Origin of the sequence: Azospira inquinata, from assembly GCF_018905915.1 — a bacterium.
In the GTDB taxonomy this organism is placed as follows: domain Bacteria; phylum Pseudomonadota; class Gammaproteobacteria; order Burkholderiales; family Rhodocyclaceae; genus Azospira; species Azospira inquinata.
In genome coordinates, this window is record NZ_CP064782.1 from 558,174 (window position 1) to 584,868 (window position 26,695).

17 protein-coding genes, 3 tRNA genes and 2 rRNA genes are annotated in these 26,695 nt (G+C 54.3%); 7 read left to right on the forward strand and 15 right to left on the reverse strand.

Features of this window, described 5'->3' with window-relative positions:
* Positions 1 to 6: 6 nt before the first annotated feature.
* The 15 genes from Azoinq_RS02490 to Azoinq_RS02560 all read right to left on the reverse strand — a co-directional run bounded on the left by Azoinq_RS02490 (position 7) and on the right by Azoinq_RS02560 (position 17,424).
* A 23S ribosomal RNA gene (locus Azoinq_RS02490) occupies positions 7 to 2,891 on the reverse strand.
* 218 nt (positions 2,892 to 3,109) lie between these two features.
* A tRNA-Ala gene (locus tag Azoinq_RS02495) sits at positions 3,110 to 3,185 on the reverse strand.
* Positions 3,186 to 3,192: 7 nt separating this feature from the next.
* Positions 3,193 to 3,269 (reverse strand) — tRNA-Ile (locus Azoinq_RS02500).
* A gap of 131 nt (positions 3,270 to 3,400) precedes the next feature.
* Positions 3,401 to 4,940, reverse strand: a 16S ribosomal RNA gene (locus Azoinq_RS02505).
* Together the 16S and 23S rRNA genes with 3 tRNA genes alongside form the textbook arrangement of a ribosomal RNA operon.
* 257 nt (positions 4,941 to 5,197) lie before the next feature.
* Positions 5,198 to 5,274 (reverse strand) — tRNA-Met (locus tag Azoinq_RS02510).
* 120 nt (positions 5,275 to 5,394) lie between these two features.
* The gene (locus Azoinq_RS02515) at positions 5,395 to 5,961 is read right to left on the reverse strand and encodes a ParA family protein (protein WP_232368539.1); all 567 of its coding nucleotides are present in this window, start codon (positions 5,959 to 5,961) and stop codon (positions 5,395 to 5,397) included.
* Positions 5,962 to 6,140: 179 nt separating this feature from the next.
* Positions 6,141 to 7,247 carry a type VI secretion system protein TssA gene (tssA, locus tag Azoinq_RS02520; protein ID WP_216126831.1) on the reverse strand — a complete coding sequence of 369 codons (1,107 nt, stop codon included), beginning with the start codon at positions 7,245 to 7,247 and terminating at the stop codon, positions 6,141 to 6,143.
* A 2-nt stretch (positions 7,248 to 7,249) separates the two neighbouring features.
* Positions 7,250 to 7,513 carry a PAAR domain-containing protein gene (locus tag Azoinq_RS02525; protein ID WP_216126829.1) on the reverse strand — a complete coding sequence of 88 codons (264 nt, stop codon included), beginning with the start codon at positions 7,511 to 7,513 and terminating at the stop codon, positions 7,250 to 7,252.
* Between the two features lie 18 nt (positions 7,514 to 7,531).
* Positions 7,532 to 9,055: a DUF4355 domain-containing protein gene (locus Azoinq_RS02530; RefSeq protein ID WP_216126827.1), complete on the reverse strand. Its 1,524-nt coding sequence runs from the start codon at positions 9,053 to 9,055 to the stop codon at positions 7,532 to 7,534.
* Between the two features lie 109 nt (positions 9,056 to 9,164).
* Positions 9,165 to 9,659: an Hcp family type VI secretion system effector gene (locus tag Azoinq_RS02535; protein ID WP_216126825.1), complete on the reverse strand. Its 495-nt coding sequence runs from the start codon at positions 9,657 to 9,659 to the stop codon at positions 9,165 to 9,167.
* 42 nt (positions 9,660 to 9,701) lie between these two features.
* Positions 9,702 to 11,192, reverse strand: coding sequence for a type VI secretion system contractile sheath large subunit (gene tssC, locus Azoinq_RS02540; RefSeq protein ID WP_216126823.1), 1,491 nt, complete (start codon positions 11,190 to 11,192; stop codon positions 9,702 to 9,704).
* Between the two features lie 4 nt (positions 11,193 to 11,196).
* The gene (gene tssB / locus Azoinq_RS02545) at positions 11,197 to 11,703 is read right to left on the reverse strand and encodes a type VI secretion system contractile sheath small subunit (RefSeq protein WP_216126822.1); all 507 of its coding nucleotides are present in this window, start codon (positions 11,701 to 11,703) and stop codon (positions 11,197 to 11,199) included.
* A 37-nt stretch (positions 11,704 to 11,740) separates the two neighbouring features.
* Positions 11,741 to 12,766, reverse strand: a complete 1,026-nt coding sequence (tagF, locus tag Azoinq_RS02550; protein ID WP_216178444.1) for a type VI secretion system-associated protein TagF — start codon at positions 12,764 to 12,766, stop codon at positions 11,741 to 11,743.
* A gap of 8 nt (positions 12,767 to 12,774) precedes the next feature.
* On the reverse strand, positions 12,775 to 16,530 hold the full coding sequence (gene tssM / locus Azoinq_RS02555) for a type VI secretion system membrane subunit TssM (RefSeq protein WP_216126812.1): 3,756 nt from the start codon (positions 16,528 to 16,530) through the stop codon (positions 12,775 to 12,777).
* A gap of 36 nt (positions 16,531 to 16,566) precedes the next feature.
* Positions 16,567 to 17,424, reverse strand: a complete 858-nt coding sequence (locus tag Azoinq_RS02560) for a M15 family metallopeptidase (protein ID WP_216126811.1) — start codon at positions 17,422 to 17,424, stop codon at positions 16,567 to 16,569.
* A gap of 297 nt (positions 17,425 to 17,721) precedes the next feature.
* On the opposite strand from Azoinq_RS02560, the gene tssJ reads away from it, so the two are divergent.
* From tssJ to Azoinq_RS02595, 7 genes are read left to right on the forward strand one after another with little or no spacing between them, the layout of a single operon-like run.
* Positions 17,722 to 18,360 carry a type VI secretion system lipoprotein TssJ gene (gene tssJ / locus Azoinq_RS02565; protein ID WP_216126804.1) on the forward strand — a complete coding sequence of 213 codons (639 nt, stop codon included), beginning with the start codon at positions 17,722 to 17,724 and terminating at the stop codon, positions 18,358 to 18,360.
* A 15-nt stretch (positions 18,361 to 18,375) separates the two neighbouring features.
* The gene (gene tssK / locus Azoinq_RS02570) at positions 18,376 to 19,725 is read left to right on the forward strand and encodes a type VI secretion system baseplate subunit TssK (protein ID WP_216126801.1); all 1,350 of its coding nucleotides are present in this window, start codon (positions 18,376 to 18,378) and stop codon (positions 19,723 to 19,725) included.
* A gap of 10 nt (positions 19,726 to 19,735) precedes the next feature.
* Positions 19,736 to 20,494: a type IVB secretion system protein IcmH/DotU gene (gene icmH, locus Azoinq_RS02575; RefSeq protein WP_216126795.1), complete on the forward strand. Its 759-nt coding sequence runs from the start codon at positions 19,736 to 19,738 to the stop codon at positions 20,492 to 20,494.
* Positions 20,491 to 20,982 carry a type VI secretion system baseplate subunit TssE gene (tssE, locus tag Azoinq_RS02580; RefSeq protein WP_216126788.1) on the forward strand — a complete coding sequence of 164 codons (492 nt, stop codon included), beginning with the start codon at positions 20,491 to 20,493 and terminating at the stop codon, positions 20,980 to 20,982. Before icmH ends, tssE begins: the two co-directional genes overlap by 4 nt.
* A gap of 5 nt (positions 20,983 to 20,987) precedes the next feature.
* Positions 20,988 to 22,829, forward strand: a complete 1,842-nt coding sequence (gene tssF, locus Azoinq_RS02585; protein ID WP_216126786.1) for a type VI secretion system baseplate subunit TssF — start codon at positions 20,988 to 20,990, stop codon at positions 22,827 to 22,829.
* Entirely contained in the window at positions 22,793 to 23,857 is a 1,065-nt protein-coding gene (gene tssG / locus Azoinq_RS02590) for a type VI secretion system baseplate subunit TssG (RefSeq protein ID WP_216126776.1), read from the forward strand. Before tssF ends, tssG begins: the two co-directional genes overlap by 37 nt.
* An 18-nt stretch (positions 23,858 to 23,875) precedes the next feature.
* The gene (locus Azoinq_RS02595; RefSeq protein WP_216126774.1) at positions 23,876 to 26,692 is read left to right on the forward strand and encodes a type VI secretion system Vgr family protein; all 2,817 of its coding nucleotides are present in this window, start codon (positions 23,876 to 23,878) and stop codon (positions 26,690 to 26,692) included.
* Positions 26,693 to 26,695 lie beyond the last annotated feature (3 nt).

Sequence of the window (26,695 nt, forward strand, 5' to 3'; positions counted from 1 at the left end):
AGTTATAGGATCAAGCCTCACGGGCAATTAGTATCGGTTAGCTTAACGCATTACTGCGCTTCCACACCCGACCTATCAACGTGGTGGTCTTCCACGACCCTACAGGGGGATTGAATCCCCAGGGAAGTCTCATCTTGAGGCGAGTTTCACGCTTAGATGCTTTCAGCGTTTATCTCTTCCGAACTTAGCTACCCGGCGATACGACTGGCGTCATAACCGGTACACCAGAGGTTCGTCCACTCCGGTCCTCTCGTACTAGGAGCAGCCCCTCTCAAACTTCCAACGCCCACGGCAGATAGGGACCAAACTGTCTCACGACGTTTTAAACCCAGCTCGCGTACCTCTTTAAATGGCGAACAGCCATACCCTTGGGACCGGCTACAGCCCCAGGATGAGATGAGCCGACATCGAGGTGCCAAACACCGCCGTCGATATGAACTCTTGGGCGGTATCAGCCTGTTATCCCCAGAGTACCTTTTATCCGTTGAGCGATGGCCCTTCCATACAGAACCACCGGATCACTATGACCTGCTTTCGCACCTGCTCGACTTGTGGGTCTCGCAGTCAAGCACGCTTATGCCATTGCACTATTAGCACGATGTCCGACCGTACCTAGCGTACCTTCGTACTCCTCCGTTACTCTTTGGGAGGAGACCGCCCCAGTCAAACTGCCTACCATGCACGGTCCCCGATCTGGATTCACAGACCAAGGTTAGAACCGCAAACAAACCAGGGTGGTATTTCAAGGTTGACTCCACCAGAACTAGCGTCCTGGTCTCACAGTCTCCCACCTATCCTACACAGGTCGGTTCACAGTCCAATGCAAAGCTACAGTAAAGGTTCATGGGGTCTTTCCGTCTAGCCGCGGGGAGATTGCATCTTCACAAACATTTCAATTTCGCTGAGTCTCAGGAGGAGACAGTGTGGCCATCGTTACGCCATTCGTGCAGGTCGGAACTTACCCGACAAGGAATTTCGCTACCTTAGGACCGTTATAGTTACGGCCGCCGTTTACCGGGGCTTCGATCAAGAGCTTGCACCCCATCACTTAACCTTCCGGCACCGGGCAGGCGTCACACCCTATACGTCCACTTTCGTGTTTGCAGAGTGCTGTGTTTTTATTAAACAGTCGCAGCCACCATTTCACTGCAACCCCATCGAGCTTCAATCGCGAGGATCTACACTCTACCGGGGCGCACCTTATCCCGAAGTTACGGTGCTAATTTGCCGAGTTCCTTCTCCTGAGTTCTCTCAAGCGCCTTAGAATTCTCATCCTGCCCACCTGTGTCGGTTTGCGGTACGGTCTCTTTGTAACTGAAGCTTAGAGGCTTTTCTTGGAAGCTTGGTATCAATCACTTCGCGGTCAAAGACCACTCGTCATCACGCCTCAGCTAAGCTTTCCGGATTTGCCTAGAAAGCACGCCTACACGCTTAAACCGGGACATCCAACACCCGGCTGACCTAACCTTCTCCGTCCCCCCATCGCATTACAAAGAGGTACAGGAATATTAACCTGTTTCCCATCGACTACGCTTCTCAGCCTCGCCTTAGGGGCCGACTCACCCTGCGCCGATGAACGTTGCGCAGGAAACCTTGGGCTTTCGGCGAGCGGGCTTTTCACCCGCTTTATCGCTACTCATGTCAGCATTCGCACTTCTGATACCTCCAGCATCCCTCACGAGACACCTTCGCAGGCCTACAGAACGCTCTCCTACCATATCTAAAAGATATCCGCGATTTCGGTGCATAGTTTGAGCCCCGTTACATCTTCCGCGCAGGACGACTCGACCAGTGAGCTATTACGCTTTCTTTAAAGGGTGGCTGCTTCTAAGCCAACCTCCTGGCTGTCTAAGCCTTCCCACCTCGTTTCCCACTTAACTATGTCTTTGGGACCTTAATCGGCGGTCTGGGTTGTTTCCCTCTTGACACCGGACGTTAGCACCCGATGTCTGTCTCCCAAGCTCGCACTCCACGGTATTCAGAGTTTGCTATGGCGAAGTAAGTCGCGATGACCCCTTCAACCATTACAGTGCTTTACCCCCGTGGGTGATACTTGAGGCACTACCTAAATAGTTTTCGGAGAGAACCAGCTATTTCCGGATTTGTTTAGCCTTTCACCCCTATCCACAGCTCATCCCCTAACTTTTCAACGTTAGTGGGTTCGGACCTCCAGTGCGTGTTACCGCACCTTCATCCTGGCCATGGATAGATCATCCGGTTTCGGGTCTACGCCATGCTACTAATCGCCCTTATCAGACTCGGTTTCCCTACGCCTCCCCTATTCGGTTAAGCTCGCAACATAACGTAAGTCGCTGACCCATTATACAAAAGGTACGCAGTCACCCCACGAAGGGGCTCCCACTGTTTGTATGCATGCGGTTTCAGGATCTATTTCACTCCCCTCCCGGGGTTCTTTTCGCCTTTCCCTCACGGTACTGGTTCACTATCGGTCGATCACGAGTATTTAGCCTTGGAGGATGGTCCCCCCATGTTCAGACAGGGTTTCACGTGCCCCGCCCTACTTGTCGCAAGCTTAGTTCCACTAAAGGGTTGTCGCGTACGGGGCTATCACCCACTACGGCGCAACTTTCCAGATGCTTCCACTAACCCTTCAGCTAAAACTTGCAGGCTGTTCCCAGTTCGCTCGCCACTACTTTGGGAATCTCGGTTGATTTCTGTTCCTCCGGCTACTTAGATGTTTCAGTTCACCGGGTTCGCCTCCCATACCTATGTATTCAGTATGGGATACTCCTTGCGGAGTGGGTTTCCCCATTCGGATATCTCTGGATCAAAGCTTTATTGCCAGCTCCCCAGAGCTTTTCGCAGGCTTACGCGTCCTTCATCGCCTGTGATCGCCAAGGCATCCACCACATGCACTTAGTCGCTTGATCCTATAACTTTAAGTCCTCCGAAGAGGCGTTATAGGCAACTCAGTTTGTGCGTATCGTGCTAGCTGTAACACGATACGATGCAATCACAACTTGTATCTGGTCTTCGGTTGTCGGCAACCAGATACATCTTTCTCCAATTTGTTAAAGAACGAACAGCATTTAAGCTTTCTGACCAAGGGTCAGAGATAAGAGCACTGCGTGCGCTTATCTCTAAGTCCTGGTGGAGGCAGACGGGATCGAACCGACGACCCCCTGCTTGCAAAGCAGGTGCTCTCCCAGCTGAGCTATGCCCCCGATAAGTTGGTGGGTCAGGTTGGAATCGAACCAACGACCCCCGCCTTATCAAGACGGTGCTCTAACCGACTGAGCTACTGACCCTGTTTGTCGGGGCCAGCGGCAAGACCAGGAGCCAGCACCTTTCGGTTACTCCTCACTCCTTGCTTCTTACCCCTTGCTGCTCTTTATTGACAACCGATAGGTTGTGGATACTTGGCGGATGCTTTCTCTAGAAAGGAGGTGATCCAGCCGCACCTTCCGATACGGCTACCTTGTTACGACTTCACCCCAGTCATGAATCCTACCGTGGTAATCGCCCTCCTTACGGTTAGGCTAACTACTTCTGGTAGAACCCACTCCCATGGTGTGACGGGCGGTGTGTACAAGACCCGGGAACGTATTCACCGTGACATGCTGATCCACGATTACTAGCGATTCCGACTTCATGCAGTCGAGTTGCAGACTGCAATCCGGACTACGATCGGCTTTCTGAGATTAGCTCCACCTCGCGGCTTGGCAACCCTTTGTACCGACCATTGTATGACGTGTGAAGCCCTACCCATAAGGGCCATGAGGACTTGACGTCATCCCCACCTTCCTCCGGTTTGTCACCGGCAGTCTCATTAAAGTGCCCAACTAAATGATGGCAATTAATGACAAGGGTTGCGCTCGTTGCGGGACTTAACCCAACATCTCACGACACGAGCTGACGACAGCCATGCAGCACCTGTGTCCAGGCTCCCTTTCGGGCACCAATCCATCTCTGGAAAGTTCCTGGCATGTCAAGGGTAGGTAAGGTTTTTCGCGTTGCATCGAATTAATCCACATCATCCACCGCTTGTGCGGGTCCCCGTCAATTCCTTTGAGTTTTAACCTTGCGGCCGTACTCCCCAGGCGGTCAACTTCACGCGTTAGCTGCGGTACTAATGGGTTTAACCCCACCAACACCTAGTTGACATCGTTTAGGGCGTGGACTACCAGGGTATCTAATCCTGTTTGCTCCCCACGCTTTCGTGCATGAGCGTCAGTACTGGCCCAGGAGGCTGCCTTCGCCATCGGTATTCCTCCACATCTCTACGCATTTCACTGCTACACGTGGAATTCTACCTCCCTCTGCCGTACTCTAGCCTCGCAGTCACAAGCGCAGTTCCCAGGTTAAGCCCGGGGATTTCACGCCTGTCTTACGAAACCGCCTGCGCACGCTTTACGCCCAGTAATTCCGATTAACGCTCGCACCCTACGTATTACCGCGGCTGCTGGCACGTAGTTAGCCGGTGCTTCTTATCAAGGTACCGTCATCTACACCAGGTATTATCCGGTGCAATTTCTTCCCTCGCGAAAGAGCTTTACAACCCGAAGGCCTTCTTCACTCACGCGGCATGGCTGGATCAGGGTTGCCCCCATTGTCCAAAATTCCCCACTGCTGCCTCCCGTAGGAGTCTGGACCGTGTCTCAGTTCCAGTGTGGCAGATCATCCTCTCAGACCTGCTACGGATCGTCGCCTTGGTGAGCCTTTACCTCACCAACTAGCTAATCCGACATCGGCCGCTCCAAGAGCGCGAGGCCCGAAGGTCCCCCGCTTTCCTGCTCACAGAATATGCGGTATTAGCGTAACTTTCGCTACGTTATCCCCCACTCCAGGATACGTTCCGATGCATTACTCACCCGTTCGCCACTCGCCACCAGGAGCAAGCTCCCGTGCTGCCGTTCGACTTGCATGTGTAAGGCATGCCGCCAGCGTTCAATCTGAGCCAGGATCAAACTCTTCAGTTCAATCTCTGCTTAAAACTCGCTTGACGGATGTGAATTCAAGTTTCCTTGAACTACATCTGTGTAAGCGCTCAATCTTTTGCCTGACTTACGTCAGTACATCCAACCAAGCACCCACACCTATCGGTTGTCTTCTTTTTAAAGAACTCTCTGCAAATTCAACTACTTACCGCTCTTTTGCAGCGCTGCCGTAGCAACGAAAGATGCGCATTTTACGCTGTTTTCTCAAAAAATCAACAAAAATTTAATTTTTGTTGATTTGGTTGCGGGGGCAGGATTTGAACCTACGACCTTCGGGTTATGAGCCCGACGAGCTGCCAGACTGCTCCACCCCGCGACCGAGAAGGCTGATCATTATATCAGAACAACCCATCTTCGCAACCCCTGTTTTTTGCTTTTCGCTTTAAAAGCTGGAAGCAGAAGAGCCAGACGGCTGCGACGAGGGGCGAACTATAGGCTATTCATTGAGCCATTGCAAGAGCGGCGCCCACTGTTCGATATCTTTCTTATTTTTACCCCTTGGGGGATCGAACAGACTTAGCCCGGAAACCGCCACGTTTACATAGCTTTGGGTGGTGCGCAGGTAAGTCACGATCGGGATATCAAAATGGGCCAGGAACTCCTCCAACATGGCGGCAGCCCTGGTGCGGGGCGCCACTCGCATGGCGACGATACCCACCCGCTCCCGAGCAGCAGGCGATTCCCGGCGTAAGGAGTGAAGGAAATCCTCCGTCGCCGCCATATCAAACACAGAGGGAACAACAGGGACCAGGATTTTGTCCGCTTTGTGCAAATATTCCGAGAGCTTGAAGCCCTGAAGGCCAGCGGGGGCATCCAGCACCACCCAATCTGCATCCTTCGGCGGGGAATAGAGCAGCTGGTTGCCGCCGAAATACCCGGTTACCGCAGGCACCCCCGCATCCCGAAAGGCCAGCCAACGCAGCGCGGACTGTTGACGGTCCAGATCGCACAACGTCACGGACTTTCCTTCGTTGGCAAAGTACCCCGCCACATTAGTAGCCAAGGTCGTTTTCCCGCACCCCCCTTTAGGATTCGCAACCAATACCGATCGCATCGCTCACCTTTCGATGTAGATATTTGAGGTGCATTCCTTATACCTCGCCGGAGCCCGGGGCCACAAGAGACTGAACTCGTGTAGTCCCCCTCAGGGGCTCAAGGGCAACACGTCGGTAACCAAGCGAGTTAATCTCTCCGGAGGTCCAATAACTCTCGCAACTGTCCAAGAGTTCCCTCATCTTTGATTACACTTCCCAGCCACTGGTCCAGGGGCATTTCTGCCCATTTAGCCGCTCGCTCTACCAAATAGGAGACCGGGCTATGGGGTTCGTGTTGGCGGAAATATTGGGCGACCTGGCGTAGCTGGTTTACGGCCGAGGCTCGATCCAGCCCCGCACGACCAGTCCCCAACTCTTCAGACTTGCTGCCAAACAAAGCCGAAAGAATTTTTTTGGGCGCGACACTCAGGTTGGAGGAACTTCCCTCTTCTGGAGAACCCTCTTCGCCTCCACTACAAAGCTCCGCTCCCTCAACGCCCCCACCTAACCGAGTAACCAAACCTAGACAGTCTGTTAAGGCCTGGCGAATATCCTTTAAGCTGGGGCTTTCCGATCCAAACAACCGATCCACATTGCCTTCCAGTTCTGACAGGCGCTCCAGGGATTCCTTTATTTCTTTGTGCAAACCTTCATAGAAAGCTCGGCCTGAGGCTCCCGCTGCCTTATCAAACACTTCCCCCGTCAGTTTGCCCTCTGCTACGGCTGTTTTCATAGCCTCAGCGTCTTTGAGGCCAAGGTTATTCACTTCCCGCGACTCTTCCCAATCTCGCCAGGAATAGCCTCCCGCATCTCGGGCCACGAGAGGGATGGCGCGGATAACCAGAGGCAGCTGGGAGTTAAACCACTCCAGCTTGCCCGCCCTCTCGTCCAAATCTGACAAATCCAGTTCCGGATAACAAAACTCCCAGAAATCCGACACGACCCCATTAAGAACAGCCACACCGAGGCTCAGCCCAGAAAAACCATCCAGATGGGTCAGGGCTTCTCCATACCAGCAGGCCACCTGAATGTCCTTGCTTTTGGTTTCGAGCAACACTTCGCATAACTGACGAACCCGCTTCCAATCGGAAGTTTTGAGCTCTCGCTCCCAATCGCCTTGAGCCAAGGCCGGGTCATCCGCCCGACGCGCCTCTTTTATTTCATCAAACTCCTGGCTGTAGGAAATATCTTGGCCCCCAGGGTTTTCTCCTGGGATAGGCATCAAAAGTCTGGACAACACATCTTCTTGGCCCATGCTTACCCCCTTCCCAAAGCAGACAACGTGGAAATCAACGTCGCTCCGCAACTGGTTTTATGCCCCTCCAGAGCTACCGCCCGTCCATCGATAACCCAATTGGGGTCACCCTCCACAATGACGGCCATAGGATGCCCCTTTATGGGACAGGTGACCTGATCCCCCACTCGAGCAACGGGTTTTCCCATAATCGTGTAGTTACCTGCGGCACTCACCACAACCCCACCATGGCTGGTGGGGTCTCCTAAACGAATCACGCCTTTCATGAGCCTCTCCCAAACAATTTAGACTTCCTTGGCGGCACCCACAGGGTTAGCGAAGCCTAAGAAAAAGCCAGCATCTTCTCGAAACCGAATCCAGCAACACGGGCCTTGAGTCTCTTCCGTCTTATTTGCCACCTGAGCCAACATCGCCAAAGGCAATACCGCGCCCAGATTTCCAACTTTCGCAGGGAAATTGGTCGCCTCATCAACGGGATTCATTTCCTGAGAAAATCCATGCAACGCCAGCCCAAGTGCAGCTAGCCGAGGGCCACAGACATCGACCCCCCCCGCGTTGTGGACTAACCATTCACACTGATACTGCTCGTCTTCGGATGAGTTTTCTTCAGCAGCCGTAGCTTCCATTCCAGGCAATAGGGCTGCATTCACCATGGCTCTTTCCATTGCTAAGCGCATCACCTCTCCAAGGCGATTGGAGCGCCCGCTTTTCTCCTCCCAGCGCCCTTCCGACGACTTATGAAAGCGAGCCAAGGCCCTTACGTTACAAAGGAAACCGCGACTCTCTCTCGGCAACTGAGCGAGGAAAATTTGATTCTGAGAAAATGCAACGCCCCGCTCCCAAAAAGGGGTATAGCAGTCCGCGATCTCTCCCTCGCCAGATAAATTTTCTTCTACTGACGCCACCAAACCTTTTAGCTCCGTGTTTGCAAACACCATGGCGACTACACCTTGGGAGGGTCGTCCGAGCCACTTATCCTGCGCAGACGGTGGCGGAGGCACCGCATCAAATTGCTGAGGTTGGGTACGACAGCAAGGGGCATCAAAGCCTACCACCACCACCCCTGGCAGATCGGGCTGCCCCTGGAATCGCTCAATCAGGCAGTCGATCAACGCCCGCCCCTCTCCCCCCAGGCAAGAAACGGGTGGAAGTAAGCGTGAAGCGTGATCCTCTCCTCCCTCCCCCATATCATAAGGCGACTCACCCTCAGCCACGGCCTGCACACGACGAATCAGGGTGCCAAGCATTTCCTCCGGCAGGGAATCCGGCCCTAACGCTAAAATCGGAAATGCCTCGGATCCAGGACATTGGGCATAGATATTGGAAAGCGTCTGGCCTATGACTTCCTCTAAATATTCCTCCGCTGGCGGGGCATCCCTATCCTCGTCCTCGTCAAAGAAATATGGGGGACGATCCAGCCTATCGACGCTCACCCGTTCATTGACGGCTTCGATAACGGACTCATCAGAGCCTGATCTTTCCCACAAGCCCCCAAATGCAACGGAAAGGCAATCAATGGCAAACCGCCTTTCGGACAACTCCTGCCGACGTTTGGCTACGGCCTCTTGTACTGCTTTTTGTGCGGACTCTCTCTCCAATTCTGCCTGACGCTGGGCAGTTTCCTGCTTCTTACGCAAAACGCCACGCCAAATAAGCCAACCGCAGGAGAATGCACCTACCGGCGGACCAAGGTGGGCCATAGCCAAAGCAAGAAGAGAATGCCCTCCCAAGTCAAAACCAACCACATACCACAAACAAAATATCCAGACACCAAGCAACAAAAGAAATAGAAAAATCTTTTTCAACATAGATCCACCAGATGGGAGCTCGGATATCTCACACCAAAGTTTTTACTATTTTTGAAATTTATAGGCCGCAAAAAAAGGGAGGCAAAATGCCTCCCTTTTTTCACCAATATCAGGCAATAGTCTTGTTGGCAGTCAAATCCCAGCCAGCATTCACATTACCGCCACCAGCACCATCCGCCCGTTTTTGCTGGGTATAGGTCCAGGTAATTTTACCGTAGCTAAAACTCACCAACTCATTGGGGAATCCTTCCGCCGCGGTACCGTGAGGTTCCACTTTGGATACCAAAACCTGTTCCAGCTTGACTTCCATATATTTCAGCTTATCACCGCCAGCCCGGCAAAGTTCGATACTCACATCTTTGATGTGCTTGCCGGTACAACAGGCCTCATAAATCTTCGGGCTAGCTTTATCCAAGAGGTGAACGATGTCGAAGGTGGAATGATTTACCCGTTCCGCCGTTGCACCGCCGGCAGAGCTCGCCGTTGCGGAAGCCGGTTGCTCCATTTTGTGAGCGAAATGGGTAATTTCGATCCAATCCTTATGTTTATCGTCCGTACTTTCCCCCGGAATGCCATCAATCTTGATGAACGCATCAAAAGCCATAAGACTCTCCTAAATAAATGATTTGAATATGCTCAAACTTCGTTACCGAGCGGGCTTGGGCAACTCAGCCACCAACCGCAAGGAGATGGTGAGTTCGTCCAACTGGAAATGGGGACGAAGAAAAGCTGCCGCCTTATAAACACCGGGCTTACCAGGCACTTCTACAACGTCCACATGGGCCTCCCGCAGAGGGTATTTGGCCTTGGCTTCTTGGGATGCAGAATCATCCAACAGCACATATTGGGCCAACCAGGTATTCAAATAATCCTGGACATTCTGGCGGGAAGCAAAACTACCTATTTTATCTCGCATAATAGCCTTCATATAATGAGCGATACGAGAGGCGGAGAATATATAAGGTAATTGGGTAGAAAGACGAGCATTGGCATTTGCCGCGTCAGTATTATAGGTCTTGGCTTTTTGGGTAGATTGCCCCCCAAAAAACGCGGCGTAATCCGTATTTTTACAATGCACCAGGGAAATAAAACCCAAGTCAGAAAGTAGCTTTTCCGTACGATCAGTAATAGCCACCTCAGTCGGACATTTCAATGCAATTTCCCCGTCATCGGTAGTAAAGGTATGGGTTGGCAAACCTTCCACTAGCCCTCCCCCCTCAACCCCTCGAATAGCGGCAAGCCAACCATATTTAGCGAAGGCATCGGTCAGACGGGAAGCAAACGCATAGGCGGCATTGGTCCACAGATATTTACTGTGATCTGAACCATCCGTATCCTCTTCAAAATTAAACTCCTCCACAGGTACGGTATCCCTGCCGTAGGGGAGACGGCCCAGAACATGAGGCAATACCACTCCAACATAACGGGAATCTTCCGACTCCCGGAATGACTTCCACTTGGCGTATTCAACAGTATCAAAAATTTTTGCCAAGTCCCGGGGCTTGCCTATATCCGTAAAACTTTCTAGCCCGAACAATCCAGGAGCAGCTGCGGTCAGAAAGGGGGCATGGGCAGAAGCCGCCACATGGGACATTTCATCGAGAAGATAAAAATCTTCCGGATGGCGGGTAAACTCATAATCACCGACCATCGCGGCATAAGGAGCCCCCCCAAAAGTACCGTATTCCTCCTCATACACTTTTTTAAACAGAGCGCTTTGATCAAACTCTGGCGCAGCCTTTAAATCTTTAACCAAATCTTTTTTACTAGCATTAAATACCTTAATTTTTAGAGTGGTACTTGTCTCACTCTGCATTACCAAATACTTTAAGCCACGCCAGGATGCTTCTAGACGTTGAAACTCGGGATGATGCATAATTGAATTGACTTGATCGGATAATATTTTATCCAGCTCCGAAATACGCAGGTCAATACTAGCAGCCAAATCCGAAGATACCGTTACGGCCCCTTCCAAGACTTGATCCACTAATTCCCCTATCAAGTCCCGAGCATGGGCTTTCTCACCTTCACTAACAGCTACCCGACTTTGGTCAATAATGCTGTCGAGAAGACTTGGAGTAACCGCCCCCGCATCAGCAACAGCCAAGTTTTCATCCTGTATAGCGGCTTCATTCATCGACTTACTCCTTATTAGCTTCACGCCCGGCGTTTAATTGATTAAGTTTCTCCGTATCCCGGACAATGTCATCCAATAACTCTTCCAGTTTGTCATTGCCAATAAGTTTATTGCGAAGATCAGCCAACTTCGATCGCACTTCCAGCAGCTTCTTCAAAGGCTCCACTTGTTTGATTACGTTTTGCGGCTCAAAATCTTCAAGTTGGGAGAAATTCAAATCCACAGAAAGCTGACTCCCGTCATTTTTCAGTTTATTTTCGACTCGGCCAGCAAATCGGGGCGCCATCCCTTTCAGCACATCATCAAAATTGTCCCGATCGATAGCAACAAACTTTCTATCTTTTACTTTTGGCAAGGGTTTTACCGGATTCCCAGAATAATCTCCAAGAACCCCCATCACAAACGGCAGTTCCTTAGTTTCGATAGCGTCCCCAATCTCCACATCATAGGTAATCTGGACCCGCGGCGGGCGCACTCTTGACAGTTTTTTTTGAGTACTTTCTTTTCCCATAATCACACCTCTTTATTGATGAATAATTTTTTGTCTTTTAGGCAGAAAGCTTTTCGCCGATTTCTTCAACAACACCCACAACCACAGATAGGGGTTGTTGGGGATCCGATACCACCCGGCTTAACGCAAACGCGGTTTGAGCATATTCAGCATGGGTTCTCCATAACCCGTTCTCTGTAGCCAAATCCAACGCGCTTTCTTTGCCCTGGCCTCCTAGTCCCTCAAAGACATACCCCAATTTCATTGGCATCCGACTAAAGGAGACAGACAACCCCGGGGTATCGGTTCCTGTATGGATAAAATAGCTACCTCTCCATGGAGTCTTGCCCCAGAGAGCGGACAGGATTGTTAGCCAAGTACTGGCAAATAGCGCTCCTTCCCCTTTGCCTTTAGGTAACGGCAGCGCAATTTCCTGGATTAATGCCGGATTATCGTAATTGCGCAGGAAAGCCAAATAGAAGGCAATATTCAATAAGGCTTGATGCAAGGACGGAATCCCTACACTGGATAAAAACAACTCCAAATCAGCCACGGTATGATCGGACAAAAACTGCCCCACCAATCCCCGTGCCAAATCCCTGTCAGCGCCCCCTCTCGATTCCATTCCTCCTTGGGATTGAAGAAACTCCCGGCAGGCAACGGCTTCCACTGAATTCTCGATGGCATTACTAATTTGGCTATGCAGGCTATCGAAATACACCTCATGGGAAATGGGTACTAAAGGAGCGTCCCAGGACAATTCCTCCACAGGCCGTATTAACCCCGCCCAGAAGGGATAACGTCGCCCGGACTGATCCCGACTCACTTGCCAGCCCCCATAAAACACCCAGCGACCGTCGGCGGACGTGTAGTAGAAGTCCGTACGTGGCGCCCTGTCATACAAGGCCTCCCACCCCAAATCCACGGATAGCTGCTCCAGAGCGGTTTGTACGACACCATCAAATTCCCGGATGACGGGATGAACCGCGTTATATCGGACGAAATCCGGGCGATTGGGGAGCTTGCCCAGTACCGCATAGGAACAGGTGTCAGGGGAAGAACGACTCATAAACGGAAGTGCCATATTTTTTCTCAATGAACGATGCTAGCCGGGAGCGCCAAACGACGAAGACTTGCCAATGCCAGGGGATTGGATCCACTAACCGGGTGGAAATTGAAGCGAATCAAGCCACCGTCCTCCCGGCCAGAGCCTCGCCATTGCAGCTGGCCACCTTGACCGCTTCTATCGGTCGTTCGCGCGAGGGACAAAAGCCTCATTAGCCCCATGCGTCCCGAATAATTCGCCACCTCCGTGGTTGCCCCACTATTGGATACCACCTGTAAACGTGCCCCTTGTCCACCAGCGGGATTGGGCCAAGCAAAAGTCGTCCAGGTTTGAGGACCATTCCGATAACGCATGACTTGGCCATCAATTTCCAACACGATTTCACTAATACCCGGCGTTGGAACCGGCTGTAATTCAAACTTGGAGCCGTCCCCTTCTTGGAATACCCCACTCGCCCCCAATAGTTTTCCCGCCCCGGACAGGAATGCCGGATTAAAGCGGATGCCCAAGTTGGCCCAAGTTCTGGGGACCAGAACATCGCCGCGCAGGGTCGCCAACGCACCAATCTGTTGGGAAACAAATTTGCTCAGCAAGCCCTCTCCAGGCTTAAAGAACTTGCCCATTTCCCCCACCGACGCCTCATTTCCCGTATCAGCAAAAGGGTATTTGCGCGCCAGGGAAGACCAGGGCCCATAAACTTGGGCAGTCCAGGCTTTATTGATTTCATTTTCCGCAGGAGGAATTAGGGCCGCGTAACTGTTGATCAACGGGCGCACCAACAGAGGCCGCAAATAATTCCGCGTTTCCTCACCGGCACTCCCCAACATAGACACATCCACCAGTTGCAAAGCATCCGCCAGTTCGGAACCACTACCCGCCAGGGTTTGTTGCATCAGCTGCCTAGCCCCCGCCCCTGGCTCATCCGATGCTGTAATGCTGGCCAGATGCATGCGCAGCTTTGCCAGGAGTTGCAGGTACTGCTGCAGCATTGGACCTGGTGCTTCTTTGGTGCCGGCCAGGCCTGCTAATAAAGCGAACTGACTACCGACAACACCGTATCGCCCCGCGGAATCCTGGGTATTGCCGGAACCGCCTTGGATAAACTCCTGGGTTTTTTCCAACACGGAGGATTTCGCTGACTCCAGACGCTTAGCGAGCTCAGAGGGATTGTCCCAAGCCGTTTCATAGGCCACCCGGGTAACAATGGCTTTCAAGGGGGAATTCTGGGCATCGCCCAGGCGTCCCAATGCGGCCTGAGCTTCCTGCATGCCGGTAAAGTCCTTAACTGCCACCCCTTGAAGGAATTTCTTCCATTCCACAGCGTAATCAGCCCGATACATGGCTTCCAATGCCGCTTGATTACGCAGAGCATCCCCGTCCTGACCAAGATTGGTCGTCAGGCTCGACGCCAGCACCCAGTCATCCCCCTTCACCTCTCCACGGCTCGCCTCGGCAATGGCATTACGAAAATACTTATCCCACGCTTCCCGGGTAAAACATCCCGGCACCGCATAACTAGCTGAAAACAAGTCACTATCTTTGTTATTCAGCAAGCGGGCCAACGTCATCGCGGGATAACGCGTATTCGCCCGAGCCTTTAATTCGTTATAGACCTGTTCCTTCGCAGACATATGCTTGAGAGAGGCGCGTAATACATGTCGGGCGTTCTCCACCACATCTTGCCGATTTGCGATCAACGGCAGATCCGGCTCTTTTAATTGAGTGAGGAAAAATGCCACGGTGCGTTCCGCCATGCGGGTCACTTCCGGATCAGGATGATTGCCCGTTTGGGACTCCAGCCAGGGACGCCAATAGCGAGGCAGTTGATCGGAAAGATGGCCGACCTCCAAACGCTCCCGCATGTGCAACATCAAATAGGTTTTGAGGGCGTTGTAGGCTTCCTCCAGATGTTTCTGATCGCCTCCGGAGTGATCCATAGATGCTGAGGTAGCCCCATCTCCAGCACTCTGACCCGCATCTTTTTGCTGCAACCGGGCCAAAGCCTCCCTGGCGTCTCTCGGCTTACTTCCTATCCCTGCGGGAAATTTCTGAGCCAGCGCCGCAACCGCTAATTTTGCTGGACTGGGTTGTTGTTCACCGGTCGCCATCCCCGCCTCATCCAGAGACTGCAACTTTTTCTCCAGATTCACCGTAATCGGCTGCAGCATCAAACGACGGATTCCAGCGAAGTACTGCAGCCGTAGAGCTTTCTCCACCTCCCCCCCCCGATACAGGCCAAAGCCTAATCCCCAGGGGTGACCGTTCTGACGATAGCCGTACAGCTGCTCAATCCGCAGTTGGAGGATAGACAAGCCCTTCAGCTGATCCGCTAGACTGGCGCTACGGCTCAAAGACAAAGCCGTCGCCATCTCCCCTTGGGCTGTCTCCTCCAGTTTCTGGTTACCGATAAAGGACCAGGTCCAAACACCCACCAAGGAAGCCACCCCAACCAAGCCCGCCACAATTCCCACCAAGCGGGCATTCCCAACCTGGGGACGAGTTTGGCGTCCTACCAGAAACTGGTCCTCAAAAATGATCTGACGGAATAAATCCCGAAGAAAATAGCTGTGGCTCGACGGTACTTGAGAGGCGTCGAATCCGGCCCGGGATAGATCGAATTGGGCTGACACCCGGGTACCCGCAGCAATGCGCGGCATCCCTTCCTGCAACGCACTACTGAAATAGAAACCTCGAAGCAGGGGCTTGGTGTGGTAAGGATCGTCTTCAAATAGCAGCTTGATGAAGTGACAAAGTCCGTCTTTCAACCCATGGAATTCAATGGGGAAGGCAAACAGGGCCGCATTTCCCGACGCCCCCCGATTATTCGCCAACTGAGCATGGCCGCTCTCTAGCAAGCCCCGATATAACAGATCGAAATGCTGGGCAACCACCCTAGCCGCATCAAAATCTCCCGCTTGCTCATGGGATAGCGTCGCCCCCCACACCCGCCCCCGCTCGTCTTCAGGCAACCCCATAAAAAACTGGGAAAATCCACCCAACAAATCCAGTTTTGTCAGTACCAGATAAACCGGAAGCTTCACGCCAAAGGCGTCATCCACTTCATTAATGCGCTCCCTCACCTGCCGGGCGTAGCTCGTAAACTCCTCAGTCTTGTACTTCGCCAACTCGGGCAGGCTAATGGCCACAACAATGCCATTCAGGGGAGCCTTGGGACGGTAATGGCGCAACAACTTGAGAAACTCCAGCCATTCCTGACGGTCCTCCCGCTGGGTCGAATATCGGCCAGCAGTATCTAGCAACACACCTTCCGACGAAAAAAACCAATCGCAATTACGGGTACCGCCTATCCCTTGAATTCCGGCTGCCCCTTTGTCTCCCAAAGGGAAGGTCAGTCCCGAATTCACAATGGCACTTGATTTCCCCGCAGAGGGGTGACCAATCACCATGTACCAGGGAAGTTCATATAGGGCCGCCTTGCCCCGGGTTTTACCGATGTTGGATTTTTTCAATACATCGATGGCATCGAGTAACCGGGTTCTTAAGGCTGCTACCTCCGCCCGTTTTTCAGGAGAAGCTGCCAACACCGCATCATCCCCCTGCTGCCGAAGAACTTTCTCCAGCAAACCTGCGGCCCGTTCCGAAAGCGCTTTTCCCACCAGGAGGATTGCCACCCAAAGCAACATCACCCCAAATATCCAGGCAAAGCGACTTTCAGAAGAGGCCAACCCCAACCAGGGCCCAACAAACCAGATCAAGGCGATCAACACCAAAAACACCACCGCCATGACAGCTTTCTGGTTGTGCAGCAATTTCCGAATCATGCTCAAACTTCCCTCAATCAGAATTAATCGGCGGAACTACTTGGCTTTCGCCATGGCCGCAGCTCTAAGATTTTTCGAAATTGATCCCGGGGCTTCGATATGCCCCAGATCACGGAAGCTCCAATGCCCCCCCCAGGTGAGCCCCACCGCTTCCGCTTCCTGCCCCAACAACTCATAGACCTTGGCCGCCCACGGGTCAGCTTCGGAAATAATCAAATGGCCGTCCCGGTAGGGTGCCAAATCCACCGCCAAACCAAACTGGTGCTTGCTCTGAAAAGCCCGGGCGTCCGTCACCTTATTGGCCTGATTAGCCAGGGCCTCCTGACGTTCAGGAGAGCGATAGCCTTCAAGCAACACGACTTCCACCCCTCGTTGCCGAAGCCGCTCCATAACCCGCAACACCAACTGAGAGAACACCGGGTCCAGTTTTGACCAGTCCCGATCCGCCCCCGTGAAAGACCGGCTTTCCGTATTGGCAAAAACAGCAGGAGGCAGGGGGGCAGGAGGCGCTAATTTCTGTTCCCGCAACACGTTGCCAACAGCGGCCTCATACAAATTCGCCTGAGCTCGAGCGGGAGCCACAACCACCCGGTCCCGCTGAGACAGCACGACCAACGCCGTCAGAACCACTAGCCCGACAGGAGTAAGGATTAACAAAACAGAGGATCGGGTTACACCTGACAAAAGGCAGCGAAAACCTTGTCCCCACCCGGACAACAAGGCCAACCAAGCACCCCAAAAATTCTTTCCAGACACTGAACGAGAGCGCTGTTCACTATCAACAGAAACCGGTGCCGGAACCATCACTCCAGCGGACATGGATGACTGCAGGAAATAAGCCCACCCCACCCAACCCAGGAGAGCCACTACCACCACCATCAAAACGATCAGCACACCGCTTTCCTTTAGAAAAACAGTTATTTATACAAAAAATTTTAAAAAATTGAAAAACAAGTAAATTTATAAAAAAACATTAATAATCAATTAATTAAAAATATTCCATATGCAATTTATCATAATATTTCGTGAAAAAAGTCACGTATTACGATAATCATATGAACTATTGGATGCATATAAATAGATTAATTTCTAAAATTTTGCGTATACTCATTGAATGACATACAATAGTCAACCGTCATAGCTCCATTCGTCATACAAAGTCACATCTAGGACTCAAAGGAAAGGAACAACATGCGTATCAAAGCATTCGGAGCGAGCGCCATTGCTACCATTGGCAGTCTGTTTCTATTCGGCTGTGCCGCGACTCCGACCAAATATCAAATCAAGACATCTGGAGACCCTGTCATAAACAGAGACACCACCGGCAAGCCCCTCTCGGTCGTGGTGCGCCTTTACCAACTCAAGGACTCTGCGGAGTTTTCCAAGCTAACCTTTGCCACCGCTGCCAGTGGCCGGAGTGACGCAGAACTTCTTGGCGCCGACTTAGTGGATCGTTCGGAAACAGTGGTAGTCCCAGGGGTACAACGGGTAGACGCAGGCACCCTGGGGACGGATACAAAATATGTGGGGATCGTGGGTTATTTCCGACGTCCGGACCGGCATTTTTGGCGCTATTTGGTCAAGGCCGATGACGTACGTCGCAACGGACTCACCTTCACAGTGAAGGATTGCTACATTGAGCTCTCCGGAATCAAGCCCGTACTGCTACCCAGTCAGCCCGCCAATGCCAAACCCGAATGTATTGACCCCAATGCCCCGGTAGTCACTGGCAGTGACGGCGTTCCGGTTCAATCCAGCGCTACCAATTCTGGAAGATCAAAGGCCAAGAAGCGGCTGCATAAGCACAAAGCGGCTCCTGCTGCGTTTTAACCAGGGAGCGGTATCTTGCCGGGATCTTTGCGCATCCTTTGGGGCGAAGGAATGTTCCTTCGCCCTCAACACTTCCAGCAACAAGCTTGCTATACCGATGTCCAACTGGCCCGGGTGGCAAGCTTGACCCACCTGCACCCGTGGGGCTTGCAGTCCCTGGAAATAGATCAGGAAGCATTGGCTGGCGGCTTTTTGCGCTTAGCCAAGCTAGAACTCCTATTTCAAGATGGTCTAGGTATCAAAGCCCCTGATGAAACACCGCTACCGGCCCAGAGGAACCTGAACGATCTTCCCCAATTGGGAGCTTCCAGCCTGGTATTCGCATGTCTCCCCGCCTACAACGAATTTGGGGGAAATTGCCAGGCAACAGATGAAAACGCCGCCCGCCCGGTACGTTTTGTCACCGACCAAGCACCAGCCCCGGATTTATTCTCCCAAGCGTTGGAAACGGATATCACCGTTCTCCGAGCCAACGTCAAAATCATGTTGGAGCCGGAAAACCGAGATGGGTTTCTGTGCATTCCCGTCGCGAGATTGGTAAAAAATGCCTCCGGAAGCTGGGGAGTCGATGAACAGTACATTCCCCCGCTTCTCTGCCTCCAAGCATCGCCTGCCTTAATGGCCCAACTCCGGCGCCTCATCGACATCCTGGAGGTCAAGAGCCAGGCCTTGGCGGCTACCCATAGGGAGCGGGTGAAAAGTGTCGTGGAATACGGCACCACAGACATCGCCTCTTTTTGGCTGTTGCACACGGTCAATCGGAGCTTTCCCCAGCTCAATCATCTACACCACTTCCCAGCAGTTCATCCAGAAAAACTGTATGAAGTACTTGCCCAGCTCGCTGGTGAGTTGCTGACCTTTTCCTCTTCACTCACCCTGGCAGAAATCCCCCTCTATCATCATATGGAAGCGGATCGGGTATTTACAAAGCTGGATGAGCTAATCCGGAGTTTGCTAGACACGGTTATCTCCAGCCGCTATCTGATCATTCCCCTCACCAACCCCAAGCCCTCGTTTTACCAAGGGCATTTGGATTCGGATCGGCTTCAGGACAAAACCGACTTTTACCTGTCCGTATCCAGCGAAATGGCACTCCCCAATCTGGTAGAAACGGTCCCGGTCAAACTCAAACTGGGCGCTCCTGATGATGTGGAGCGGGTATTGAATTCCGCGCTAGGTGGCATCCGTTTGCACCACACCCCCCAAACACCAGCGGCCATTCCTGTCCGGGTGGGCAATTACTACTTCGCCCTGGAACCCAGCGGCACCATGTATGAACGCATGATGAAAGCCCGATCCATCTCCATCTACGTCCCTCAAAGTTTGGATGGTCTGAAGTTGGAATTGATCGCCGTCTTCCATTAAGGAGATTGTGTTGAACGCTACCGCGCCTTTCCCCGCTTCCCCAGCGGCCCCAACCTCATCGGTCCAGGTACCGCTGACTGCGGCCAACAACGGCCCCACCTTGGATGAATTGCTGGAAGATGGGATTTATCTCCTGTTCCTGCTCAAGGATGGCAATCCCCCCAATAGCGTCGCCGAATTCAACAAGCGTATTGATCGCTTTCTCGCCCAGTTCGAAAGTAACGCCCGTAATTTCGGCAAATCTCCCGAAGCCATCAATGACGCCAAATTCGCGTTCTGCGCCTTACTGGATGAAATCATCCTGGGCTCCGACTTCGCCTTAAGGGACGAATGGGAACTGGCCCCCCTCCAGTTACGGCTTTTCGGCCAGCACCTTGCTGGCGAAATCTTTTTTGACAAGCTGGAAACCCTGCGTCTGGATCCGGTAGCCAATGTGGAACTCCTGGAAGTGTTCCGCACTTGCCTGCTGCTGGGCTTCCAGGGGAAATACCTGATTGAAGGCACAGAAAAGCTCAATTATCTGGTTGCCCGCCTGGAACAGGAAATCACCCATGCCCGGGGAGGTAAAGCGGAATTCGCCCCCCATTGGCGGCTACCCCTCAAATTCCAAGAGTTTGTCCGCCACGAACTTCCCATCTGGATGTACTACACCCTACTGGCCGTCGTTGCCGTTGTGGTCTTCATCGCCTTCCACTGGCAGTTAGGCAACAAGGCCTCCGCCTTGCAAGTCCCCGCCACTCCCTCCGCTTCTGCACCATTGAAGTCATGAGACTAGATAAGCAGCAGCAGGCGATCCAGCCCTCTTTTCTGGATCGCCTGTTGGACGATAGCCCCAAGGACAGTGAGGAACGGGCAGATAGCTTCTACCTGGATTTACGCCGTTATCGTCAGATCGTCGCCCGGGATTTGGAAGCTCTTCTCAATACCCGCCGCAGTGATCCGGACGAAAAAGTCATGGATTACGACGAGGCCTCCCGCACCATGTTGGCCTACGGGGTCATGGATTTAAACAGCCTCTGTCTGCAAGATCCGGATGACCGTTCCCGGCTCCAAGAAGACCTACTCCGCAGCATTGAGCGCTTTGAGCCCCGGCTCAAGCGTGTCCGGGTCTCCCTGGATTTGGCCAACGGCAATGAACGTTCCTTGCGTTTTCGGGTGGCCGCCGTGCTCGCCCCCTACCCCAACCGCCCCACCGTGACCTTTGATGCCACGCTTCAACTGGCATCCAACGCCTATCGGGTTCAAGACAAAGACTAAGCGCCATGTTGGACGAACTATTACCGTATTACGAACGGGAATTAGGCTATTTGCGCAAGCTGTCCGGTGAATTCGCCCAACGCTACCCGAAAATCGCTCGCCGCCTGCAACTGGAAGGGGAACAGTGCGAAGATCCCCATGTAGAGCGCCTTATTGAGGCCTTTTCTTTTCTGGCTGCCCGCATTCACCGAAAGATCGACGATGAATATCCGGAAATCGCCGAGTCCTTTCTGCAGGTGTTATACCCTCACTATCTCCGCCCATTTCCCTCTTGTTCCATCGTCCAACTAGACATTGATCCAAGCAAGCCCACCATTGCCGACCGCTATCCCATTCCCCGGCATCACCCCCTGATTTCTCCCACGATCAACGGCACCTCTTGCCGCTTCCGTACCGCCTATGATGTGGAAATTTGGCCGCTTTTAGTGGCCTCGGCCAAACTCGAACTAAGCCAGACCTCCGAATACTTGAGCCGTCTCATGCCGGCAGCGGCCGTCATCACCCTGGAACTGGAAACTCTCGGTGGTCAGGACTTTGGGGCGCTGGACCTGAGCTCCCTGCGCTTTTTCCTGGACGGAGAAGGTCCTCTGATGCATTTGCTCCACGAAACACTCTTCTCCCGCCTGAAAGCCATCCGTATTGATGACGGAAAAGACACGCCAGCCCATACCGTCCTATTGACGCCGGAGGCGCTGGAGGAGGTGGGGTTTGGGGAGGAAGAATGCCTATTGGATTATGACCAGCGCTCTTTCCTCGGTTACCGGCTACTCAGTGAGTATTTCGCTTTCCCGGAAAAATTTCTTTTCTTTCGCCTGAAAGGGCTGCGATCACCAGCGCTCCGCCATCCCGGGAATCGTCTGCGCATCCAGTTTTTCCTCAGCCAATACGGCCAGGATGAGCGTTACCTCCGGCTCCAGCAGACCCTGTCCGCCAGTAATTTCAAATTGGGCTGTACGCCGGTAATCAATCTTTTCCGCCACGCCGCCGAACCCATCCGCCTCACCCATTATCGGGAATCCTATCCCGTAATTCCGGACAGCCGGAAACCGCGGGCTTTTGAAGTGATTTCCGTGGATAAGGTGAATCGGGCGGAGCGTCTGGGTAACCAGGAAGTTTCGGAACAGGTTCCTCCTTTCTACGCCATCGGTCAGCATGGGGGACCGGCCGCCGCTTACTACTGGTACACCAGCCGTGACCGGGCCACCGGAGAAGGCGATGGGGGGACGGAAGTGCACATGCACCTCACCGATCTGCATTTCACCCCGGTACGCCCCGAAGCGGAAGTCCTGAGCCTAGATTTAACCTGTAGCAACCGGGACCTGCCAGCCTCTCTCCCCTTCGGGGGCAATCAGGGGGATTTCCAAATCCCCGGGCATTCGGTCATCAGCCGGGTCAAAGTTCTGCGCAAGCCCACGCCCAGCCTGCGGATTACCCACAAGAGAGGGCTGCAATGGCGGCTCGTTTCCCACCTGGCCCTCAACCATCTTTCCATTGCCAGCCAGGGCAAAGCCGCACTTCAGGAATTACTGGGGCTATACAACTTGACCGATAGCCAGGGCATCTCCCGTCAAATTCAGGGAATCCAGGCCATAGACAGTCGCCCCCACACCACCCGGGTCTCCGGCCCCCTATTTTCCGGTTTCGTCCGGGGAACGGAAATCGACTTAACCCTGGATGAATCTTTCTACGTAGGCACCGGCACCCATCTGTTTGCCATGGTACTGGAACGCTTTTTTGCGCTGTATTGCGCACCGAACAGCTTTACCCGACTCCGGGTTTTCACCAAGCAGCATGAAGGAATTCTCTTCCAATGGCCGCCGAGAACCGGTACCGCACTCGTGATCTGATTGACGAGTTGTCCCGACACCCGGAGCGTTTTGGCCTTTTCCAAGCGCTCCGGGTGCTGGCCAATGGCCGCGACCAACCGTCTACGGCAGCGCTACCGGAATCCCTACGCTTCCGTACGCCAGCCAATCTAGCTTTTCCCCCAGCAGAAATCACCCATTTTTCCGGGAAAGAAAAAGATGCTGCACCCGACGCTACCCAAGAGATGGTCGTCGCCTGCATGGGGTTAACCGGGCCTTCCGGTGCCTTGCCCACCCCCTATACCGAATTGCTCATTGAGCGCCAGTATCAATATCGGGATCACACCGCCCACGCTTTTTTCGACATTTTTTCTCATCGGGCCCTCAGCCTCTTCTATACCGCTTGGCGCAAATACCATTTCCCTTTGAGCTTTGAGCAATTACAAGGTCGGGATGTATTCACCCGCAGCCTGCGCAGCTTTATCGGCCTGGGTTGGCATGCGGATCAGCCCAAAAGGGAAGCCCCCGCCCCCGCCCCCGCACCGGAGGGAAACCCACCCAGGCCCCTTAAGGAAAAGCTCCTATTTTTCGCCGGCCTATTGGCGCAACGCCCCGTATCCGCGACCGCCATCGCCGAATTGGTGGAAGGCCTCTTCCAAGTCCCTGCCCGCCTAGAAAACTTCGTTGGAACCTGGATCACCGTTCCAGAAGAACAGCAAAGCCGTCTGGGCGCCAACGCTTGCACCTTGGGTAGCAGTGCTTTCGCTGGCCAACGCATATGGGACCGGCAAACCCGTGTCCGTCTGCACCTGGGGCCGTTGAGCAAAAGCCAATACCAGAACTTCTGTCCCGGCAATCCGGGAGCCTTGGAATTGAAAGAATTGTTGGCGTTCTGTGTCGGTCACGGTCTGGGATGCGACATCAAGCTCACCCTAAAAGGCACTGAAGTCGCCCCCCTGCAACTCCCCGGCCCTAGCCACCCTGCCCCCCGCCTGGGGCTGGACAGTTGGCTCACTCAGGAGCCTTTTCCCCACCATCCCAGCGATGCCGCATTCATGCTGCTCGCTTAGAAATACAAAGGATTGTTCATGAAATCCCTGGCGGAGCTATTGGAGAGTTACGGAAGCGGGTATTTGCAGGCGGGGCGGCAGTTCGGGTTGCAACTGGGGGATGGCCAAGTCTGGTCGGAGCGGCTGTTGCCCCACGCCCTGGAAGGGGAAGAAGGCCTCTCCCAGTCCTATCGCTACCGGGTGGAATGCCTGTCCCCGGACGTGGGTCTGGAACTCAAAAGCCTCCTGGGCTTAGCCGCCGCCCTGACGGTGGAAGGCCAGGATGGGGCCCCGGTGGTGCGCTGCGGCGTGGTCAGCGGTGCCGAAGCCCTGGCCAGTGACGGGGGCTTCGCCCGCTATGCCCTGACCCTGGAACCGCCCCTGGCCCTGCTCAAGCTCCGCCACACCAGCCGGGTCTTCCAGGACCTCACCCCAGACGCCATCATCCGCCAGATCCTGGACGAACACCGGGCCGCCAACCCGGTCTTTGCCGCCCAGCAACAGCTGGACTTCCACCTGACCCAGCCCCTCTCCCCCCGCAGCTACTGTCTCCAGTACCGGGAGACCGACTACGACTTCATCGTCCGCCTGCTCCACGAAGAAGGATTGGCCTGGCGCTTTGACCATAGCCAGGAAGGTACGCCCCACGTCACCCTGGTGGCCTTCGACGATCCCTATGCGGTCCCGGCCGCCCCCCTGGAGCGGGTACGCTTCCACCGCAGCGACGCCACGGAGCAAGAAGACGGCCTCAGCCACTGGGAAAGCCAGCGCCAGGTGGTCTCCAGCAAAGTGAGCCTGGCCAGCTTCGACTACCAGCCTGTCACCACCCTGCAAGGAGGGGATGGGAGCCACGTGGAACAGGGAAAAGACGGCCAGGCCGCCGGCACCACCCTGGAAGACTACGACCCCCAAAGCCTCTACTACGCCCAAGACCCGGATCAGCTGGAACGCTACGCCCGCCTGCGCCAACAGGCCCATGACCGGAGCGCCAAGGCCTTCACCGGCCAGGGCACGGTGCGGGGCCTTCTGGCGGGTCAATGGTTCCGCCTGGACGACCACCCGGCCCTGGACGGGAAGGGCAGCGACCAGCGGGAATTCGTGGTTACCCGGCAACAGTTCGCGGCCAGGAACAACCTGCCCGGAGAACTGGCCCAGCAACTGCCCCCCAGCCTTTTGGGGCAAAGCGCCCTGACCAGCCCCACCGCCGGCACCTCAGGCGCCGGGAGCCTCTCCCCCACAGAAGCCCAGCCCTTCCAGACCCACCTCACCGCCCAGCGCCGGGGCCTCCCCCTCACCCCGGCCTATGCCCACAGCGACCAGGCCAAACCCACGGCCCGGGGCGCCCAGACCGCCACCGTGGTGGGCCCCTCGGGGGAAGAAGTGCATACGGACGCCCAGGGCCGCATCAAGGTCCAGTTCCACTGGCAACGGCCCGACGAACACCCCACCGTGGGGGCCAATCGGGACGACACCTCCAGCTGCTGGCTCCGGGTCGCCATGCCCAGCGCCGGGGCCGCCTGGGGCCACCAGTTCATTCCCCGCATCGGCCAGGAAGTGCTGGTGGACTTCCTGGAAGGGGACATTGACCGGCCCCTCATCACCGGGGTGCTCTATAACGGCAGCCACCTTCCCCCCACCTTCAGCGGCGCCGGCACCCTCCCCGCCAACAAAACCCTCTCCGGCATCAAGAGTAAGGAACACCAGGGGGGCCAATACAACGAACTGCTCTTCGACGACACCCCGGGGGAAGTGCGGGCCAAACTCTCCAGCGAACACGGCAAAACCCAGCTCAACCAGGGCTTCCTCACCCATCCCCGGACCGAGGGCAAAGCCACGCCCCGGGGAGATGGCTTTGAACTGCGCACCGACCGGCAAGGCGCCCTAAGGGCGGGCCAGGGCCTGCTCCTCAGCACCGAAACCCAGGCCAACGCTGGCGGCAAACAACTGGCCCGGAGCGGCATCCAGCACCAACTGGAAAGCGCCCTGGCCCTAAGCCAGGCCCTGGGCGAAAACGCCACCCATCAGCTAGCGGATACGGTGGAAACGGGCCCGGAACAAATTCAGCCCAACAACGCCAAGGCCAGCAAAACCCCCACGGGCCACCTGCACCACCAGGTCAGCGCCTTGAAAGCCTGGGAAGGGGGCAGCAACACGGACCCGGAAGGGAAAACCGCCCAGGACCAGACCGGGCGCCAGCCCCTCATGATCCTCTCCGCCCCCGGGGGCCTGGCTGCCGGCACGGAACAGAGCGCCACGGTGAGTGCCGGCACCAACCTGGACCTGATCGCCCAACGGGACACCCAACAAACCTCGGGCCGCCGCTGGCTCCACAACGTGGGCCAACACATCAGCCTCTTCGTCGCCGGAGTGAAAGATCAGATCGCCCTCAAGCTTATTGCGGCCAAGGGCAAGGTCCAGGTGCAGGCTCAGAGCGATGCTTTGGAAATTACGGCGGATAAGGATGTCACCATTACTTCCTGTAAAGGCAAGGTACAAATCCTGGCGAGTCAGGAACTGCTGCTGACCAGTGGCGGGGGATATATCCGACTGAAGGGCGGCAATATTGATGTGCATTGCCCAGGAACGACCAGTATCAAGGGGACGGATTACACTCTTAGTGGACCAGCAAAAATATCAAAAAAATTCACAAACATTCCAAAATTGGAATCCAACTTTACAGAATGTTTTGTACTAAAAGACAAATTAAAAAAACCATTGGGAAACGCGCTGTACACCGCGGTATTCAATAATGGCGAGCGTTTTTTTGGAGAAACAGATAGCAACGGGAAAACAATTCGTTTTCACACTAGCACCCCCAAAAATATAAAAATATACCTAGGGCACCTGGAAGACTAAATT